Source organism: Rhodanobacter sp. sgz306013, from assembly GCF_057031145.1.
This window is the reverse complement of the sequence record NZ_JBXCIJ010000002.1, coordinates 506,239-523,620: the sequence shown is the minus strand read 5'-3', so window position 1 is coordinate 523,620 and position 17,382 is coordinate 506,239. Positions and strand designations below refer to the sequence as shown.

Here is a 17,382-nt window from a genome sequence, read left to right as displayed (position 1 = left end):
CCCACCCCTCCCCGTGTCCGCCGTCGTCTTGCTCTCACGCGTCGACGCATCCACCGCGTCGACGCGTCCTTTATCTGCACCACCCGTTGTCCTGGCGAAGTTCCCCGATCATGCCGGCGTCACCGTGGCCTGCCGGCGGTCGGGGCCGCGACGGTCACCAGTGGGGCCAGCGAGGCATGCACGATGTCTGACCGGATTGCCTGCTGTCTTGCGGCCTTGCTGCTTGTCCTCGCCGGCCCCCCCGCAGCTGCGGCCGGCATCAATGCGCCGGTCACAGTTGCCGGCTCCCGGTTGGCTGCTGGCACAGGCTATGTGTCGCTGGTCCGCCTGTCTCGCCAGGCGGATGCGAAAGCCAACGGCACATTGCTGCTGGCCTTCGAGCGTGACGGCATGGCCGGCATACCGCTGTACGTGCGCGAACCCGGGCAGCGCGCCTGGCGCTTCGTGGAGAACGTCACCGATCAGGCGCACCCCGGTGATGCCAAGTGGCAACTGCGCTGGCAACCGAACCTGTACGAACTGCCGCGCGCCAGCGGCCCACTGCCGGCCGGCACTGTGCTGCTTGGCGCCAACGCCACCTGCAACGACGCGCAGGGCAGGGTGGCCAGCGAGGACCTGCAGCTTTATGCCTCGAATGACGCGGGGCGGACCTGGCGCTATCTGAGTTCCATCATCGAGGGCGGCGGCAGGCCCGAGGACAAGGACAACCATGGCGTGTGGGAACCCAACCTGCGCCTGCTGGACGATGGGAGCCTGGTGGCGTACTACTCCAGCGAGCAGCACAAGGCCGCGGGGTTTAACCAGCTGCTGGCGCACAAGGTGTCCGACGACGGTGGCCGCAGCTGGAGCGCTGAGCACGTCGACGTGGCGATCCCGGGTGGTGTGGAGCGCCCCGGCATGGCGGTGGTCGACCGCCTGCCCGACGGCCGCTACGTGATGAGCTACGAGGACATCGACGGCCCGCAGAACGGCCACGTCTATCTGAAATTCAGCCGCGACGGGCTGGACTGGGGCGATCCCGCCGACCGCGGCACACCGGTGCGGACGCAGGCCGGCGCGTGGCCTGCCGCTTCGCCAATCGTGAAGTGGTTGCCGGTGGGCGGCCCCGACGGCACGATCGCGGTGCTGGCCGAACGCGCCGGCGGCGGCGGCGATCCGGGCGGCCGCACCATCTACTGGAACAACGACCTGGGTCGTGGCCCGTGGTGGGAAGCGCCGGCGCCGGTGCAGAAGCTCACCGGCAACATCCATGCCGGCTGGACCCAGGCGCTGCTGCTGCAGCGGGACGGCACGCTGCTGCAGCTCACCTCGTCATCCGCGCCCGCCGCGCCCGCCGATGCGCGTGCCAACGTCATCCTGCAGGCCAGCGCACCGGCTGGCTTCGACCGCTATGAGGCGGAAGACGCGGCGCGCCACTGGGCGGTGCAGATCGACGACCCGACCACCTCCAACCGACGCAAGGCGCGCGTGGCCGCCCCGCCGCTCGGCCGGCTCGACTTCGCCGTGCATGCCGCCACCGACGGCCCGCGCCTGCTACGCGTGCGCTGGCAGGATCTCGGCTTTCCGACGCAGCCGGTGCTGCGCATCGACGGGCGTGTGGTCGCAGCCGACGGCACGCACGATGACCGCAACGGCTGGCGCATCACCAGCTTCCGCGCGCCGCTGCCTGCGGGCGACCACACGATCGCCGTGGGTGGCTCGGCGCATGCCCTGGACATCGATTACCTGCAGATTGACGCCGCCGGCGCGCCGATGGCCGCGACACCCGCGCGCTGACCATCGCCCGTATCGCCGCGCGACGCGAGCGCACCGATTTTCAAACGCCGCATGGGGCGGTGATGGAGGGCGTCATGAAGCGTTGGTCCATTGATGGGAAACGTTGGTGGCTGCCAGTCGTGCTGTTCGCGGCATGGTTTGGCCTGGCAGCGCCCGCGGCACATGCCGCCACCGGCACCGTGCTGCAGGGGAGCACGTTGTACCCGCGCGTCATACGCATCGAGCACGGGCCAGTGCAGGCCTATGGCCGACTGGTGGCGAGCACGAACGGCATCATCTTCCAGAGCGGCGACAACGGCGCCAGCTGGAGCCTGCTTGGCCCGGTGCCGACGGTGGCCGGCAGCACGGAGCGCTGCTGCGCCACGCTGTACGAACTGCCGCAGCAAGTGGGTACGCTCGCGCCGGGAACCCTGCTGTTCGCGGCCTCGTATCTCGTTGGCCAAACCCCGGCGATCGAGGTCTATATCAGCACCGACCAGGGCGCTTCATGGACCTATCACAGCATGCCGGTGCAGGGTGGCGATCTCAATCACGGCTTGTGGGAACCGGAGTTCCAGGTCGCGAACGATGGCGCGCTGGTGATGTTCTGGTCGGACGAGACCGATCCCTGCTGCAGCCAGAAGCTGGCGCAGATCCGCAGCTACGACGGCAGCACCTGGCAGGACCAGACCGACACCGTGCGCAGTACCGTCCCGGGCGACCGTCCCGGCATGATCACGGTCAGCAAGCTGCCCGACAACCACTTCTTCATGAGCTACGAGCTGTGCGGGCCGGCCGCGTGCACGGTGTTCTCGCGCACCTCCACCGACGGCTGGAATTTCGGCGACCCGAGCAACATGGGCACCAGGGTGCAGACGGCCGCAGGCCAATACCTGGAACACGCGCCGCTCAACCGCTGGAGTCCCTCGGTGCTCTCCGCCAACGGCGCGATCCTGCTGGTGGGGCAGGTGATGTACGAGTCGAACGGCAGCGTGTCGCCGTCCAACGGCAAGGTGCTGTTCGTCAACACCAACGCGGACGGCACTGGTGACTGGTACACCATTGCCGCTCCCGTGCAGGTGCCAACCGCCTACGACAACTACTGCCCCAACTACTCCTCGGCGCTGCTGCCGGCGAGCGACGGCTCCAGCATCCTGGAGCTCGCGTCCGACTACCTCAACGGCGGGTGCATCACCTACTTCGCCAGCGAAGCGTGGAACCGGCTGCCCGCCGATGGCTCCACCTACGTGTTCCAGAGCGTGCAGGCGCCCGCGCTGTGCCTGGACAATACCGGCTGGTCGACGGCCAACGATACGAGTGCCGAACTGTGGACCTGCAACGGCGCGCCGGTGCAGGACTGGACGGTGCACTCGCAGGGCAACGGCTGGTTTAGCATCCAGAACCAGCAGACCGGCCTGTGCGTGGACAACACGGGCGGCGGCACTTCGCCGGGCAACAAGGTGACGCTGTGGGGTTGCGTCGGCAACGCCAACCAGAGCTGGCAGTTCGTCGACCTCGGCAACGGCAGCTACAAGCTGATGAATCGAGCCTCCGGCGCTCTGATGCTGGACGACCCGGCCGGCTCCACCGCCGCTGGCACGCAGCTGCAGATCTGGACCGACAACGGCCTCGCGCCGCAACAGTGGGTGCTGCAGTAAGGCGCCGGTTCGGGAGGAACGGGGGCGGCATGGCGGTTTGTCGCGCATGCCGCTTCGGCGTTCATGGCGTGGGCGCCTGCCCCGACGGCTCCGCCAGCGGCACGCCCGCCTTGACCGGCACGCCGAAGTCGGGCGTGCCGTCCGTGCGCCAGTGCACCTGCTGCATGCGCGGCGCGCGACGCGGACCGCACTTCCAGCCCGGGCCACCGTTGGCGTGGTAGATGATCCAGGTCTGGCTGCCGTCGGGCGACTTGAAGAAGCCATTGTGGCCGGGTGCGTAGACGCCGTTGGCCGGCGACTGGGCGAACACCGGCTGCGCCGACTTGTGCCATGCCGCAGGATCGAGCGGGTCCGCGTTAGGCGCCGCTTCGAGGAGTCCCAGCGCGTAATGGTCGGACCAGCAGGCGCTGGCGGAATAGCTGAGGAACAGCTTGCCGGTGGGGCCTTCGAGGAACTCCGGTCCTTCCAGGATCTTCCGTCCGCCCCGCATCTCCCACGCGCGGGTGGGGTGGGCGATGTCCACCTGTGGCTGGCCCAGCGTCCAGGGGTTCGTCATCGGCGCGATCACCAGGTCGCTGTGGTCGCCCACGTAGGCCGAGTAGACGAAGTACAGCTTGCCGTGGGACGGGAACACCGTGCCGTCGATGCCGGTGCGATTGGTCTCCAGCCGACCGCGTGATACCCATCGCCCCTGCGTGGGGTCGGCCGAGGCGTTCTCCAGTACGTAGAGGTGGCGGTGCGCGTCGTCGTCGTGGGCCTTGTCGGCGGCGGCGTAGTACAGGTACCACTTGCCGTCGAGAAAGTGCAGCTCCGGCGCCCACACCGCAGCCGAGCCGGGCCCGCTGGCCGGTGCGCGCCAGACCACGGTGACCGGGGCCGCGGCGAGGCGGCCGAGGTCACGCGTCTTCCACAAGGCAATGCGGTCGCCCAGCGTGTTGGTGTAGTAATAGAAGCCGTCGCGCTGCGCCACCCATGGGTCCGGGCCCGAGGGCAGCAGCGGGTTGCGGAAGGTCTCGCCGGCGGCCGCCAGGCCCGGCGCCGCCGCCAGGGCCGCGAACAGCAGGACCGCCAGCACGGATCGGCGGTGCTGCCGCGGGCGGCCGTTCGCGCGGTTGGTGAGGCAGTGAATCACCTGCGCCGACCTATTGCCCGATCTGCCGCAACGGCGTGCCCGCCATCAGCTTGCGTTCGATCTGCTCCAGCGTGACCCCCTTAGTCTCCGGCACCAGCCAGAAGGTGAACGCGATGAACACCAGGTTGAACGCGCCGTAGAGCCAGAACGTCTCGGCCTGGCCGATGCCGTTGAGCAGCGGCAGGAACGAGAGTCCCACCAGCCAGTTCGCCACCCAGTTGGTGAAGGTGGAGCAGCCGATGCCGAAGTCGCGACCCTTGAGCGGCTGGATCTCCGAGCACAGCGTCCAGATCAGCGGGCCCGCCGACATCGCGAAGCCGACGATGAACACCAGCAGCATCACCACGGTGAAGATCTGCTGGCCATGGTCGTGGATGCCCAGGTGCATCATCGTGCCTACCACGCCGAGGCCGATCGCCATCACCACGAAGCCGATGTAGAGGATGGGCTTGCGGCCGAGCTTGTCGACCAGGCCGATCGCGATGAAGGTGGCCAGCACGTTGACCAGGCCGACCACCGCGGTGAACCACATCTGCGCCTCGGTGGCGTAGCCCATGTCCTGGAAGATGCGCGGCGCGTAGTACATCACCACGTTCATGCCGGTGAGCTGCTGCATGATCTGCAGCAGCACGCCCAGGCCCACCGAGCGGCGGAAGTTCGCGTTCTGGAAGAACATGTGGATGCCGCGCTGCGGCGTCTTCAGCTGTTCGCGGATCTCGCCGATCTCGCGGGCGATGGCGTCGCTGCTGCCGAGCAGCTTGTACAGCACCTGTTCCGCCTCTGGCTGGCGGTTCTTCATCATCAGCCAGCGCGGGCTTTCCGGCAGGAAGGCCACGCCAAGCAGGAACAGCGCGCCGGGGATCGCGATCACGCCCAGCATCCAGCGCCAGTTGCCCGAGTAGCTGAAGGCGGTATCGGAAAGGAAGGCGACCAGGATGCCGATGGTGATCATCAGCTGGTACAGCGAGATCATCGCGCCGCGGATAGCTTCCGGCGCGATCTCGGCCAGGTACAGCGGGGCGGTGAAACTGGCGAGGCCGATTGCCAGGCCAAGTATCAAGCGGCCCACGATCAGCACGTGCGGCGTCCAGGCCAGGCCGCACAGCACCGAGCCGCCGACGAACAGCACGGCGCCAAGGATCAGGGTGCGCTTGCGGCCCAGCTGGCTGGACAGCCAGCCTGCCACCAGCGCGCCCGCCGCGGCACCCAGCATCATGATGCTGACGATCCAGCCGAGGGTGTCGTCACCGATGCCGAAGTCCTTCTGCAGGAACTGCTGCGCGCCGGAGATCACGCCGATGTCGAGGCCGAACATCAGGCCGGCCAGTGCGGCCAGGATGCAAGTGAATACGGCGGTGGCCTTGCCGTGCGTGGCGGCGGGTGCTGCGGTGGTGGCGCTCATGGTCTCTCCCCGTGGAATGGCGTGCGTGCGGCCCTATCGGATGGCCGAGATACTCATGGAGTGTCGCCCGCTTGCGGCGTGCCTGCAAAGCGCGGCTCGGGCAGGCCGCGCACGCCGACCTGCGCGGCGAACAGCGCGCCGGCTGACGGCTCGGCCTTCAGCGCATCGGCGTCCAGGCCGTCGCGGGCGCTGGTGACATAGAGCATGTCCAGCATGGCGCCGCCGAACGCGGGCCGGGTGGGCTGGCTGGCCGGCACCGGCACGACGCGGTCGAACTGGCCGTCGGCGCGGTAGCGGACCACCCGGCCCAGGCCCCATTGCGCGTTCCACAGGCCGCCATCGGCATCGACGCAGGAGCCGTCCGGTTCGCCTGCGGTGTCGCGCAGGTCGGCGAACAGGCGCGAGGGGCTCAGCGTGTCGCCGTAGGCGCAGCAGCGGATCGTGCGCTCGAGTGAATCGCAGTAGTACAGCGTGCCGCCATCGGGACTGAAGGCGATGCTGTTGCTGATCGCCACGCCTTCCAGCGGCAGCTTTTCCAGGCTGAGGTCGGTGTTGAGCCGCCAGAAGCCGCCGATCGCCTGTTTCGTGCCGCCACCGGCGGGTTCGTGCAGGGTGCCGAACACGAAGCGGCCCTGGCGGTCGCAGGCACCGTCGTTGCAGCGCGTGGGCAGTTGCGGCTCCACTTCGTGCAGGGTGTGCAGTGCGCCGTCGGCGAGGCGGAAGAAGGCCAGCCTCGAGGCCAGCGCCAGCAGCAGCCAGCCGTCCGCTTCGCACAGCGCGAAGGAGGCGAGGCGTTCTGGGAGCGCCCACTGTCGCGTTTCGCCGCTGGCCGGCGCGTAGCGCCACAGCGTGGCGGCATGGATGTCGGTCCAGTACAGCGCCTGCGCCCGCTCGCACCAGACAATGCCTTCGCCCAGCGTGTTGCCCGCCTCCAGCACGACCTGCACGGGAGCGGCTGTTGCGCTCATACCCACCCGCCATCCACGATGAAGGACTGGCCGGTGCACATGCGGCTGTCGTCGGCGGCGAGGAACAGCGCCATGCGCGCGAGGTCCTCCGCCATCACGAAGTCGGGCAGGCACTGCATTCTTGCGATTTCTTCCTCGCCTGCCGGGTCCAGCCATAGCCGGCGCTGCTTCTCGGTAATCGTCCATCCCGGCACCAGCGCGTTGATGCGGATGCGCTCGCGGCCCAGTTCTCGCGCCAGGCCGTTCACCAGTCCGTGCACCGCGGACTTGGCCATCGCGTACAGCGGATAGGCGCCGTTCTTCTTCATCCAGCCGATCGAGCCCAGGCAGATCACCGAGCCGCCGCCCAGCCCGCGCATGTCCGGCAGCACCGCCTGGGTGGCGAAGTACTGATGGCGCAGGTTCACCGCCACGCTGCGGTCAAAGGCTTCCGCGGTGGTGGTGCCGATGGCGTGGCGCACGTCGTTGGCGGCGTTGTTGACCAGCGCCGCGATGGGGCCGATCTGCCCGCGCGCGGCGGCTATCGCGCGGTGCAGTGCGTCGAGGTCGGTGACGTCGCAGCGCTGGAACACGGGCACATGCGCCACGTCCCGCAGCGTGGCCAGCAACGCCTGTGCGCCGGCTTCGTCGATGTCGAGGAAGGCCACCTTCGCGCCCTGCCGCGCGAAGTGTTCGACGAAGGCGGCGCCGATCCCGGTGGCGCCGCCGCTGACCAGCACGCTGCGGTCCTGCAGGCTCGGGTAACTCGCATATGGAGCAGTCATTGCGCTCACCACTCTGCCACGCTTCCGTCGGCGTGGCGCCAGACCGGGTTGTGCCACTGGTGGCCCACCCTGGCGCGTTCGGCCACGTAGGCCTCGTTTACCTCGATGCCCAGGCCCGGACCCTTCGGCATGCCCACGTAGCCGTCGGCGTAGGCGAATACCTTGCGGTCGGTGATGTAGTCGAGCAGATCGTTGCCGGCGTTGTAGTGGATGCCCAGGCTCTGCTCCTGGATGAAGGCGTTGTGGCACACCGCGTCCAGCTGCAGGTTCGCGGCCAGCGCGATCGGGCCGAGCGGGCAGTGCAGCGCCAGCGCCACGTCCCACGCCTCGGCCATCGCGGCGATCTTGCGCGTCTCGGTGATGCCGCCGGCGTGAGAGGGATCGGGCTGGATGATGTCCACGCCGCCGGTCTGCAGCACGCGCTTGAAGTCGTAGCGCGAGTATAGGCGCTCGCCCAGCGCGATCGGCGCGGGCGAGATCGCGGCCAGCTCGGGGATCGCCTCCAGGTGGTCGGAGAGCACCGGCTCCTCGATGAACATCAGCTTGTAGGGCGCCAGTTCGCGCATCAGCACCTTGGCCATCGGCTTGTGCACGCGGCCGTGGAAATCCAGGCCGATGCCGATGTCCGGGCCCACCGCGTCGCGGATCGCCTGCACGTTCTCCAGCACGCGCTCGACCTTGGCGTGGCTGTCGACGTACTGCAGTTCCTCGGTGGCGTTCATCTTCACCGCGGTGAAGCCGCGCGCCACCGCCTCCTGCGCCGCCCTGGCCGTATCGGCCGGGCGATCGCCGCCGATCCACGAGTACACGCGGATGCGCTCGCGCACCGGGCCGCCGAGCAGCTCGTGCACAGGCTTGCCGAGGTCCTTGCCCTTGATGTCCCACAGCGCCTGGTCGATGCCGGCGATCGCGCTCATCAGTACCGGGCCGCCGCGGTAGAAGCCGCCGCGGTAGAGCACGCTCCAGTGGTCCTCGATATGGCGCGGATCCTTGCCGACGAGGTAATCGGCCAGCTCCTCCACCGCGGCGGCCACGGTGTGCGCGCGGCCCTCGACCACGGGCTCGCCCCAGCCTGTGACGCCGGCGTCGGTGTCGATGCGCAGGAACAGCCAGCGCGGGGGCACCTGGTAGGTGGTGAGGCGGGTGATCTTCATGCCGGTCTGCCTTGAGCTTGCCAGGCCTGCGCGAAGGCGCGGGCGCGTCGGGATGTCTCTTCGAGGGTGCGGCCAGGCGCGTACAGCGCAGAGCCGATGCCGAAGCCGGTGGCGCCGGCGGCGAGCCAGGGCGCCATGGTGTCGGGCGTGATGCCGCCCACGGGCAGCACCGGTACCTCGCGCGGCAGTACCGCCCGCCATGCCTTGAGCACGGCAGGCGCAGACTGTTCGGCGGGGAAAAGCTTCAGCGCGTCGGCGCCGGCTTCGAGCGCTGCGAAAGCCTCGGTCGGCGTGGCTACGCCGGGTACGCAGAGCAGGCCGGCGGCATTGGCCGCGCGGATCACCGTGGTGTCGGCGTGCGGCATCACGATCAGCCGGCCGCCCGCGGTGGCCACCGCATCCACATCGGCCGGCGTCATCACCGTGCCGGCGCCGACCAGGACGTTGTCGCCGAGTGCCGTGGCGAGCCGGGCGATGCTGTCGATCGGGCGCGGCGAATTCAGCGGCACCTCCAGCATGCGGAAACCCGCCTCGACGATGGCGCGGCCGGTGGCCACCGCCTCGTCGGGCGTGAGGCCGCGCAGGATCGCCACCAGCGGCAAGGGGTCAAGCCAGGGGGTCAGCATGCGAGGGTTTCCTTGGAGGCGATGCCCGCCTGCACCGCGATGCGCCACAAGCCGTGGGCGGCGGCATCCTGCAGCGGTGGCGGCAGCGCGATGTCGAACAGCGCGGCGGCGCGGCGGTAACGCTCGCACAGCACGGCATCGCCGATCAGCTGCAGCGGTTTGTCGCGGCGGGCGAGGCCGTCGGCCAGCGCGGCGCGGAATTCCTCGCCGATCATCAGGCCGGAGAGGTAGTCGGGTACGGACGCCGGCGCCAGGGCGCCGTCCAGCATCAGTGCGCGGGCGGAGAACAGCCGGCTGAGCGCGCCGGCCGCGCCGCTGTCGCGCGCGGCGGCGACGCCACGCGCGAATGCCCCGGCATCCTCGCTCGCCGCGGCGTTGCCGCCAAGGATGGAATGGTGCTGCAGCAATGCGTACAGCTCGCCGGTCATCAAGGTGCGGAAGCCGGTCACGCTGCCATCGCGCACCACCGCCCATTTGCTGTGCGTGCCGGGCAGGATGAAAGACGAGGCTGCGGCGAGTTCCGGCCGCAGCGCCAGCGCGCCGGCCAGCTGGGTTTCCTCGCCCCGCATCACATCCGGGCCCTGCGGGTCGCGCAGCCCGGGAACCAGGTGGACGTCCATCCCGTCCGCGGCGCGCACCTTTTCGAGCGCATCGCCGAGGCGCGCCGTGCCGGCGGGCAGCTCGAGGTAGGGTACTTCGCGCCAGCCGCCGCGGCTGCCGACCATGCCGCAGGCCAGCCGCGGCAGCGCCGGCCAGCCGGCGGTGATGTCGGCCAGCGCGGCGTCGTAACCGCCCGCCGGCAACTGGCGGATGCCCCAGGGGCGCGCGCGCGCCTCCGCGATGCCGCCCGCACCGCCGTAGCGGTAGGCGCGCAGGCTGCTGGTGCCCCAGTCGAGTCCGATCAGGCCGGCCATGGTTCCTTCAGGCCTTCCTCGTGTTGCGGCGGATGTTGCTGCGCGAGTCGGCGATCATCTTCTGCATCGCCTGGCGCGCCACTTCCGGCTGGCGGCGACGGATCGCGTCGAACACCTTCCTGTGGTGCGGCAGCGAGTAGCTGAAGTTGCCGGCGATGCTTGCCGACAGCTGGAAGTAGCCCCCCAGCGCGGTCTCGATCACCGAGAACAGCGAGGTCATCAGCTCGTTGTTGGTGGCGCGCAGCACGGCCTCGTGGAAGGCCAGGTCCGCCGCGGACCAGGCCTCGAGGTCGGTCGCGGCGGCCATCGCCTCGTAGGCGGTCCCGATGCGCGCCAACTGCGCGGCGTCGCGGCGGCGGGCGGCGGCGGCGGCGGCGGCGGGCTCGATCACCTCGCGCATCTCCACCAGCTTCTCGACGAAATCCTCGGTGGGCATCGAGGCGCAGCGCCAGGCCAGCACGTCGGCGTCGAGCTGGTTCCAGTGCAGGGTGTCGCGCACCCGCGTGCCGGTCTTCTGGCGCGACTCGATCAGGCCCTTGGCGGACAACACCTTCATCGCCTCGCGCAGCGCGGTGCGGCTGACATTCATGCGTTCGGCCAGCAGCTCCTCGCGCGGCAGGTTCTCGCCGGGGGCGATCTCGCCGCCGACGATCAGCCGGCCCAGCTCCTGCACCACCTGGCCATGCAGATTGCGCATCACGACGGGCTTCACCATGCTTGTTCTCCCTGCCGCGGCCGCGCTGCGCGGCCATGGGCGTCATTTGTACTACATAATCTACAGCAAGTCGCGAAGCCGCGCTGGCTTCGGTCGATCCCGGTGCGGAAACGTATCAGGCCGGATCGGCGGGGACGAGGCAATCGCACCGGGCGGCGGGCGGCAAAGGCCGGGAATGCCGGTGCAGCTTAGTCGCCCGGGCGGCCCGGTGCCTGCGGCGAATAGCCGTCGTCCAGCGTGTGCAGGAAGGCGACGATGTCCCGGATGTCCGCCGGGGCAAGCGGGGCAGGGTCGCCGACATGGCGATCGAAGGGGGCGTCGGCGGTATCCACATTGGCCTGGTACGCAGTGGGCAGGTCGTCGTAGACCAGCAATCGGCCATGTGCATCGCGCGGATAGATTTTCTCCGGCGCGACGCTGCGCAGGTTGTAGAAGTCGAGCACCTGCGTCAGCGAGCGGTAGACGCCGTTGTGGAAGAACACGGCGCGCCGGTCCACGTTGCGCAGGGTGGGCGTCAGGAACATGCCGCAGTACTGAGTCTGCGCGGCGAGGTCCTTGCGAAACGGGCCGCACAGGCCGAGGTCGTGGAAGCGCGGATCGCGGTTGGCCGCCAGCGCGGGATTGCGCGGCACCCCCAGCGCCTCGTACTGGGCGTCGGTGAACAGCGGCGGCAGGCCGTCGCGCGTGGGCCGGTCGAGGTGGCAGGCGGCGCAATTGCCTTTCGCGGGGTCGTCGAACAGGCGCAGGCCGCGCATCTCGGCTGGCGTCAGGCGAGCCTGTCCCTGCAGCCACGCATCGTACTTACTGGTGAAGGGATGGAAGGACGGATCCTCGATCTCGAAGCGGCCGATGGCGAACATCGCCTCGTCGACCAGCTGCTGCGGGTCATGGACGATGCCCGTTCCGAACAACTGCACGAAGTTCCGGCGGTAGCGGCTGTGCGCCAGCTTCGCGGCCACGGCAGCCGTGCTGCGATTGGCCATTTCCACCGGATTGAGCAGGGGAAGGTAGGCCTGCCGCTGCAGCGAATCGGCACGGCCGTCCCAGAACAAGCCGCCCTGAGGGACCATCGCGGGCGCGGCGGGCATGGCGTTGGCCAGCTTGCTGGCGCGTGGGTCTTTGCGCGCGGCGGTGGCCAGCGCGTTGAGGTTGGGTACCACGTCGTCGGCGGAGCTGTCCGGGCCGATGCTGAAGGGGCGCTGCCGGTACAGGTAGGCCAGCGAAGGCGGCGGCCGGTAACCGGCCTCGCGCAAGTCCACGCCGCCCGGCTGCACGGCGAGCGCGTTGGGCGGGTTGTAGCCGTACGCGGGGCTGTGGCACGACGCGCAGGATTGCCTGCCCGAGCCCGACAGCAGCGGGTCGAAGAACAGCGCCTTGCCGAGCCGCGCGACGGCGCTCAGTGGCTGCGCCTTCGGCAGGCGCAGGTGAACGGGATGCGGATTGCCGCCGCCGCCCGGCGGCTTGGTCGCGTGGTCGACGAAAGCGTAGCTGGCGAGGCAGCCGAAGGCGGCTGCCGCGCCGAGCAGGAGTCCGGCCAGGCGGCGCGATTTGCGCACGGCGCGGGGAGTGGGGTGATCGGCCTGCATGGTGCGCGCGAAATGCCAGCGAGGGCGGGCGACGCATCGCTCGCCGGCGTGCGGCGAGGGATGCGAAGCGGTTTGTGTCAAATGTGCCAGTGCCAACGCTTGTCTAACGGCAAGCCGGTCGCGGGATCCAGGAACAGCCGCGGCGCGCGGTCGAACGGGCGGCGGCGGAAGTCGAACATGCCCATGATGCTGCCGGCGGTGGCGTCGTTCGAGCCCTGGCCGATGCGTCGGCCATGCAGCCAGTTGTCCTCGATGAAGCGCACCACCGAGGCCTGCGTGATCTGCGTATCGTCCACGTAGTTGCTGCGCGCCCACGGCGAGATCACTAGGAACGGGATGCGCGTGCCTGGGCCGCAGCGGCCGTTGACGGTGCCGCCGTTCACGCCCACGCCTGGCCTGGCGCCCGCGGCATTGCACACGCCCGGGCTGTTGAGCTGGTCGGCGCCGATGACCGAGCCTTCCTTGCTGGTGGCATCGAAGGACGCGGTGGTGGGTGCGGTGTAGCGGTGGTCGTACCAGCCGTCGGAATCGTCGTAGGTGACGATGACGGCAGTGCTGTCCCAGTCGGGCTGGCGCTGCAGGAAGTTGAGCACCTTCACCACGAAGGCCTGCTCGTCCAGCGGATCGGAATTGCCCGGATGCGCGTCGTTCACCGCCGGCGGCTTGATGTAACTCACCGACGGGAAGTTGCCGGCCGATACGGCCTTGAAGAAATCCCTGACGTCGTACTCGTGGTGCACCGGCGTGGCGGTGGCGTCCTTGTCGTCGGTACGGCCGATCTCGGCCAGCGAGGTCGGGCGGGCGTGCGTCGGGTTGGCGGTGCTGGCGTAGTACTGGAACCAGTTGTGGTGCGGGATGTAGTCGTTGATGCTGGCGTCCAGCACGCTGGAGTACGTGCTGCGCGTGCAGCCGGTGCTGCCGTTCGCGTTGGTGGCGCCGAGGTCGAAGCCGCCCATGAAGCCGCCCCAGGTGATCTGCCCCGCGTTGAGCAGGTCGCCGATGTTCTTCGACGTCATCATCACCGTCTTGCTGGTGGACGAGCAGGCGTCGTAGCCCGGGTCGGTGTCGCCGATCAGGCTGAGGCCGCCCTGGCCGTCGGGGATGGTGGCGGCGGAGCCCAGCACCACCTGGGCGCCGTTGTTGGTGCCCGAGACCACGGCGATCGCGCCCGGCGTCGAGGGGCCGTAGGTGTCGGTGTAGGCGTTGTCGTCCATGGCGAAGTGCTGCGCGTAGTTCCACAGCGCGGTGACCGTGTTGCCGTCGTAATAGCCCATCACCAGGCCATGCGTGCCGAACGCGCCGGTGGTGGTCACCGTGTTGTTGCCGGTGTAGGCGGGGAAGCGGTCGGCGGCGCCGTTGTCGTAGGCGAGCTGCTCGGGCGTGTAGTTGTGGTTCTGGCCTTCGGTGTTGGCCTGGGTGCGGTCGAGGCGGAACGGATTCACCGCATTGGCACCGTTGATCGCGTTGAACCTGTTCGGGTTGGCGTTGAGCAGTGCCGGCGAGAGGCCCTCCACGCGCGGCGTGAACGGCCGGGCCTTGAACGCGGGCTCGCCCGGCGGATTCGCGGCTACCGGGTAGGTGCCGAAGTAATGGTCGAACGAGCGGTTCTCGTCGAAGATCACCACCAGGTGCTTGATCGGCGTTGCGGTGGGGATTTCATCCTGGGGCGAACGGTGCTGGCCGGCCCAGGGGAAATGCGGAAAGTTACCCGCATTCCGGTTTGAAGCAGGATCGACCTGGGCATGGGCGGCGAGCGCGAACCCCATGATGGCGATCGACGCAGGCAGCAGCGCCTTGCGGAGCAAGCGAAGACTGGACATGTGGCAACTCCCGGAGTGGATGCGACGACACTGGTGGCAAGACATCCGTGACACGGATTCCCCCTTGCGGCGGGCTCCGGGTTGCGCTGTCCGCGCCGCCCGGGCATGCGCGGAATTGCATCACTCTTGTATGAAGGAACCGGGACAGCAAAAGCTTGCGACGCGTGACGGGTCATCGGATACGCTTGCACCGGAGCCGCGCCGGAGGGGGCGCGGCGGTTCATCGGACAACCGGGGGTAGCCATGTCGGGGATATCGGTATTTGGTGCGTTGGCGGGCGCGGGAATGGTGGTGGGATTGCTGGCGGTCGTGGTCGGCGTGGTGGGCTCGGCGCTGGTGCTGAGCCTCGCGTATCGGCTGGTGGTCGGGCACATGCCGCCGTTCGCGCGGGCGCTTGGTGCGGTGGTGGTGTCGTGGCTGGCCTCGCTGATCGTGTCGCTGATCCTGCATGGGGGCGCAGGGCACCTGCTGTCGTTCGTGGCGCAGTTCCTGGTGGGCGCGCTGGTCATCAACTTGCTGTTGCCGGGGCAGGGCGTCGGCCAGATCGGCTACGGCAAGGCCTGCCTGGTGCAACTGGTCTACATGGTGATCTTCTTCGTACTGCTGTTCGTGCTGGGACTGGTGTTCGGCGGCATGATGCTGGGGATGCTGCACCACTGAACCGGACGCGTTGCGGAAGGGGGCGGGCGGCCGCCCTCCTTCCGCCCGTGGGCGAGCGGGGCGGGTGTCTGGCCTTCTGGATGTTCGTCGCCGAGGGAGCGGCGGCCTGCCGTCGCAAGATCGTGCCGCTTCGGCTTGCGGGGACGGCGGCGTAGAATTTCGACCTTTGAGTCGGACGGATTCCTGCATGACCACCTCCCCTGCTGACCATTCCCCCGGCCACGTGGACGTGCGTACCGAGGGCAGCACCGACGCGCTGCCGCTGTCCCCTTCGCTGGGCGCGACGCTGGACGCGGCGAAGATGCCGCGCCGCTCCACCCTGGTCGACCGCCGCGTGCTGCGCATCACGGCGGTGTCCGTGGTGCTTGGCATCGGCGCGGCGCTGATCGCGAAGATCCTCACCATGCTGATCGGCCTGATCACCAACCTGGTGTTCTACGGCCGGGTCTCCGCCGCGTTCTCCTCGCCCGCCGACGCGGTGCCGCGCCTGGGCTGGTGGGTGGTGCTGATCCCCGCACTGGGCGGCGTGATCGTGGGCGTCATGGCCCGCTGGGGCTCGCGCGCGATCCGCGGCCACGGCATCCCGGAGGCGATGGAGCAGGTGCTGCTCAATGAATCGAAGATCCCGCCGCGCATCACCTTCCTGAAGCCGATCTCGTCGGCGATCGCGATCGGTACCGGCGGCCCGTTCGGCGCGGAAGGCCCTATCATCGCCACCGGCGGCGCGCTGGGCTCCTTCGTCGGCCAGATCCTCAAGGTCACCGGCAGCGAGCGCAAGGTGCTGCTGGCGGCCGGCGCCGCGGCAGGCATGTCGGCGATCTTCTCGGCGCCGATCGCCTCGGTGGTGCTGGCGGTGGAGTTGCTGCTGTTCGAGCTGCGCCCGCGCTCGCTGATCCCGGTGGCGCTGGCCTGCGTGGCCGCCACCGGCATGCGCTACGTGCTGATGGGTACCGCGCCGGTGTTCGCGATGCCGGTGCTGGCCTCGCCCGGCGGCGGGGCACTGGCCACCTACGTGCTGATCGGCGCCGCGGTCGGCCTCGTCAGCGTGTGGACCACGCGCATCGTCTACGCCGTCGAGGACTGGTTCGAGAAGTTGCCGATCCACTGGATGTGGTGGCCGGCGATCGGCGGCGTGGTGGTCGGTGTGGTCGGCTACTTCGCGCCGCTGACGCTGGGCGTGGGCTACAGCAACATCGAGGACATCCTCAACGGCCGGCTGACGCTGGCGGCGCTGGCCTTCCTGTGCGTGATGAAGTTCCTGTCCTGGTCGATCTCGCTGGGCAGCGGCACTTCCGGCGGCACGCTGGCGCCGCTGTTCACCATCGGCGGCGCGCTGGGTGCGGTGGCCGGCATCGGCGTGGCTATGCTGGCGCCGCATTTCGGCGTGGACCCGCGGATCGCCGCGCTGGTGGGCATGGCCGCGATCTTCGCCGGCGCCTCGCGCGCGCTGCTCACCGCGGTGGTGTTCGCGTTCGAGACCACGGCGCAGCCCGCCGGCCTGCTGCCGCTGCTCGGCGGCTGCACCGCGGCCTACCTGATCTCCGCGTTGATGATGCGCAACACCATCATGACCGAGAAGATCGCCCGTCGCGGCGTGCGCGTGCCCGCCGAATACGCGGCCGACTACCTCGACCAGGTGGTGGTGGGCGACGCCTGCGCACGCGAGGTGGTCACGCTGAAGACCGCGCAGACCCTGGCCGAGGTGCGCCGCTGGCTCGGCGAGGGCACGCCGGATTCGCTGCACCAGGGCTTTCCGGTCGTGGACGATGGCGGTCACGTGCATGGCGTGCTGACCCGCCGCAGCCTGCTCGACCCGCAGTGGCACTACACGCTGACCCTGGGCGAGCTGGTGACGCGCCCGCCGATCGCGGTGAACGAAGGCCACTCGCTGCGCGAGGCGGCCGACCACATGGTGGCCGAGAGCGTGGGCCGGCTGATCGTGGTGAGCAAGGACGATCCGCGCCGGCTGGTCGGCATCCTCACCCGCGGCGACATCCTCGCCGCGCACGGCCGGCGCCTGCGCGAGGCGCGCCATTCCTCGCGCTACCTGCGCTTCCGCGATGGCCTCAAGCCGCGGCCGGAAGAAGCCGTGGCTTCGCGCCACTGAACGCAGGACGCTGCGAACGACGGCCCGCGAGGCACGTTTTTCGTGCTGCTTCCCGCCTGAACGATCCGTGCGGCGTCACGCCGCGTCGGCGGATTCATCACGCACCTGCCGCGTGACGCGA

14 protein-coding genes are annotated in these 17,382 nt (G+C 69.4%); 4 read left to right on the top strand and 10 right to left on the bottom strand.

The annotated features are described in order from the left end of the window. Window positions 1-183 precede the first annotated feature (183 nt). Together AC2EWF_RS07370 and AC2EWF_RS07365 are read left to right on the top strand one after the other, a co-directional pair. Entirely contained in the window at window positions 184-1,776 is a 1,593-nt protein-coding gene (locus tag AC2EWF_RS07370; RefSeq protein ID WP_483638710.1) for a sialidase family protein, read from the top strand. Window positions 1,777-1,850: 74 nt separating this feature from the next. After that, complete coding sequence (locus tag AC2EWF_RS07365) at window positions 1,851-3,413, top strand: RICIN domain-containing protein (RefSeq protein ID WP_483638709.1); 1,563 nt, start codon at window positions 1,851-1,853, stop codon at window positions 3,411-3,413. A 61-nt stretch (window positions 3,414-3,474) separates the two neighbouring features. Here the strand turns inward: AC2EWF_RS07365 and AC2EWF_RS07360 are convergent, their stop codons facing one another. From AC2EWF_RS07360 to AC2EWF_RS07315, 10 genes are all read right to left on the bottom strand, one after another. Then, window positions 3,475-4,488, bottom strand: coding sequence for a glycoside hydrolase family 43 protein (locus tag AC2EWF_RS07360; protein ID WP_483638708.1), 1,014 nt, complete (start codon window positions 4,486-4,488; stop codon window positions 3,475-3,477). A 67-nt stretch (window positions 4,489-4,555) separates the two neighbouring features. Further along, complete coding sequence (locus tag AC2EWF_RS07355) at window positions 4,556-5,947, bottom strand: sugar porter family MFS transporter (RefSeq protein WP_483638707.1); 1,392 nt, start codon at window positions 5,945-5,947, stop codon at window positions 4,556-4,558. 53 nt (window positions 5,948-6,000) lie between these two features. Further along, complete coding sequence (locus AC2EWF_RS07350) at window positions 6,001-6,915, bottom strand: SMP-30/gluconolactonase/LRE family protein (RefSeq protein ID WP_483638706.1); 915 nt, start codon at window positions 6,913-6,915, stop codon at window positions 6,001-6,003. Further along, window positions 6,912-7,679 carry an SDR family NAD(P)-dependent oxidoreductase gene (locus AC2EWF_RS07345; RefSeq protein WP_483638705.1) on the bottom strand — a complete coding sequence of 256 codons (768 nt, stop codon included), beginning with the start codon at window positions 7,677-7,679 and terminating at the stop codon, window positions 6,912-6,914. The genes AC2EWF_RS07350 and AC2EWF_RS07345 overlap by 4 nt, the downstream gene beginning before the upstream one ends. A gap of 5 nt (window positions 7,680-7,684) precedes the next feature. After that, window positions 7,685-8,833 (bottom strand): galactonate dehydratase, encoded by a 1,149-nt coding sequence (gene dgoD / locus AC2EWF_RS07340; protein WP_483638704.1) that lies wholly within the window; start codon window positions 8,831-8,833, stop codon window positions 7,685-7,687. Then, window positions 8,830-9,459, bottom strand: coding sequence for a 2-dehydro-3-deoxy-6-phosphogalactonate aldolase (locus AC2EWF_RS07335; protein WP_483638703.1), 630 nt, complete (start codon window positions 9,457-9,459; stop codon window positions 8,830-8,832). Before AC2EWF_RS07335 ends, dgoD begins: the two co-directional genes overlap by 4 nt. After that, window positions 9,453-10,373 carry a 2-dehydro-3-deoxygalactonokinase gene (locus AC2EWF_RS07330; protein WP_483638702.1) on the bottom strand — a complete coding sequence of 307 codons (921 nt, stop codon included), beginning with the start codon at window positions 10,371-10,373 and terminating at the stop codon, window positions 9,453-9,455. The genes AC2EWF_RS07335 and AC2EWF_RS07330 overlap by 7 nt, the downstream gene beginning before the upstream one ends. Before the next feature lie 7 nt (window positions 10,374-10,380). Beyond that, complete coding sequence (locus tag AC2EWF_RS07325; RefSeq protein ID WP_483638701.1) at window positions 10,381-11,088, bottom strand: FadR/GntR family transcriptional regulator; 708 nt, start codon at window positions 11,086-11,088, stop codon at window positions 10,381-10,383. A 188-nt stretch (window positions 11,089-11,276) separates the two neighbouring features. After that, entirely contained in the window at window positions 11,277-12,674 is a 1,398-nt protein-coding gene (locus AC2EWF_RS07320; RefSeq protein ID WP_483638700.1) for a cytochrome-c peroxidase, read from the bottom strand. Between the two features lie 77 nt (window positions 12,675-12,751). Beyond that, window positions 12,752-14,494: a phospholipase C gene (locus AC2EWF_RS07315; RefSeq protein WP_483638699.1), complete on the bottom strand. Its 1,743-nt coding sequence runs from the start codon at window positions 14,492-14,494 to the stop codon at window positions 12,752-12,754. A gap of 243 nt (window positions 14,495-14,737) precedes the next feature. Between AC2EWF_RS07315 and AC2EWF_RS07310 the strand changes: the two genes are divergently transcribed. Both AC2EWF_RS07310 and AC2EWF_RS07305 read left to right on the top strand, forming a co-directional pair. Then, window positions 14,738-15,154, top strand: a complete 417-nt coding sequence (locus AC2EWF_RS07310; RefSeq protein WP_483638698.1) for a hypothetical protein — start codon at window positions 14,738-14,740, stop codon at window positions 15,152-15,154. Window positions 15,155-15,341: 187 nt separating this feature from the next. Beyond that, window positions 15,342-17,261: a chloride channel protein gene (locus AC2EWF_RS07305; protein WP_483638697.1), complete on the top strand. Its 1,920-nt coding sequence runs from the start codon at window positions 15,342-15,344 to the stop codon at window positions 17,259-17,261. Window positions 17,262-17,382: the final 121 nt, after the last annotated feature.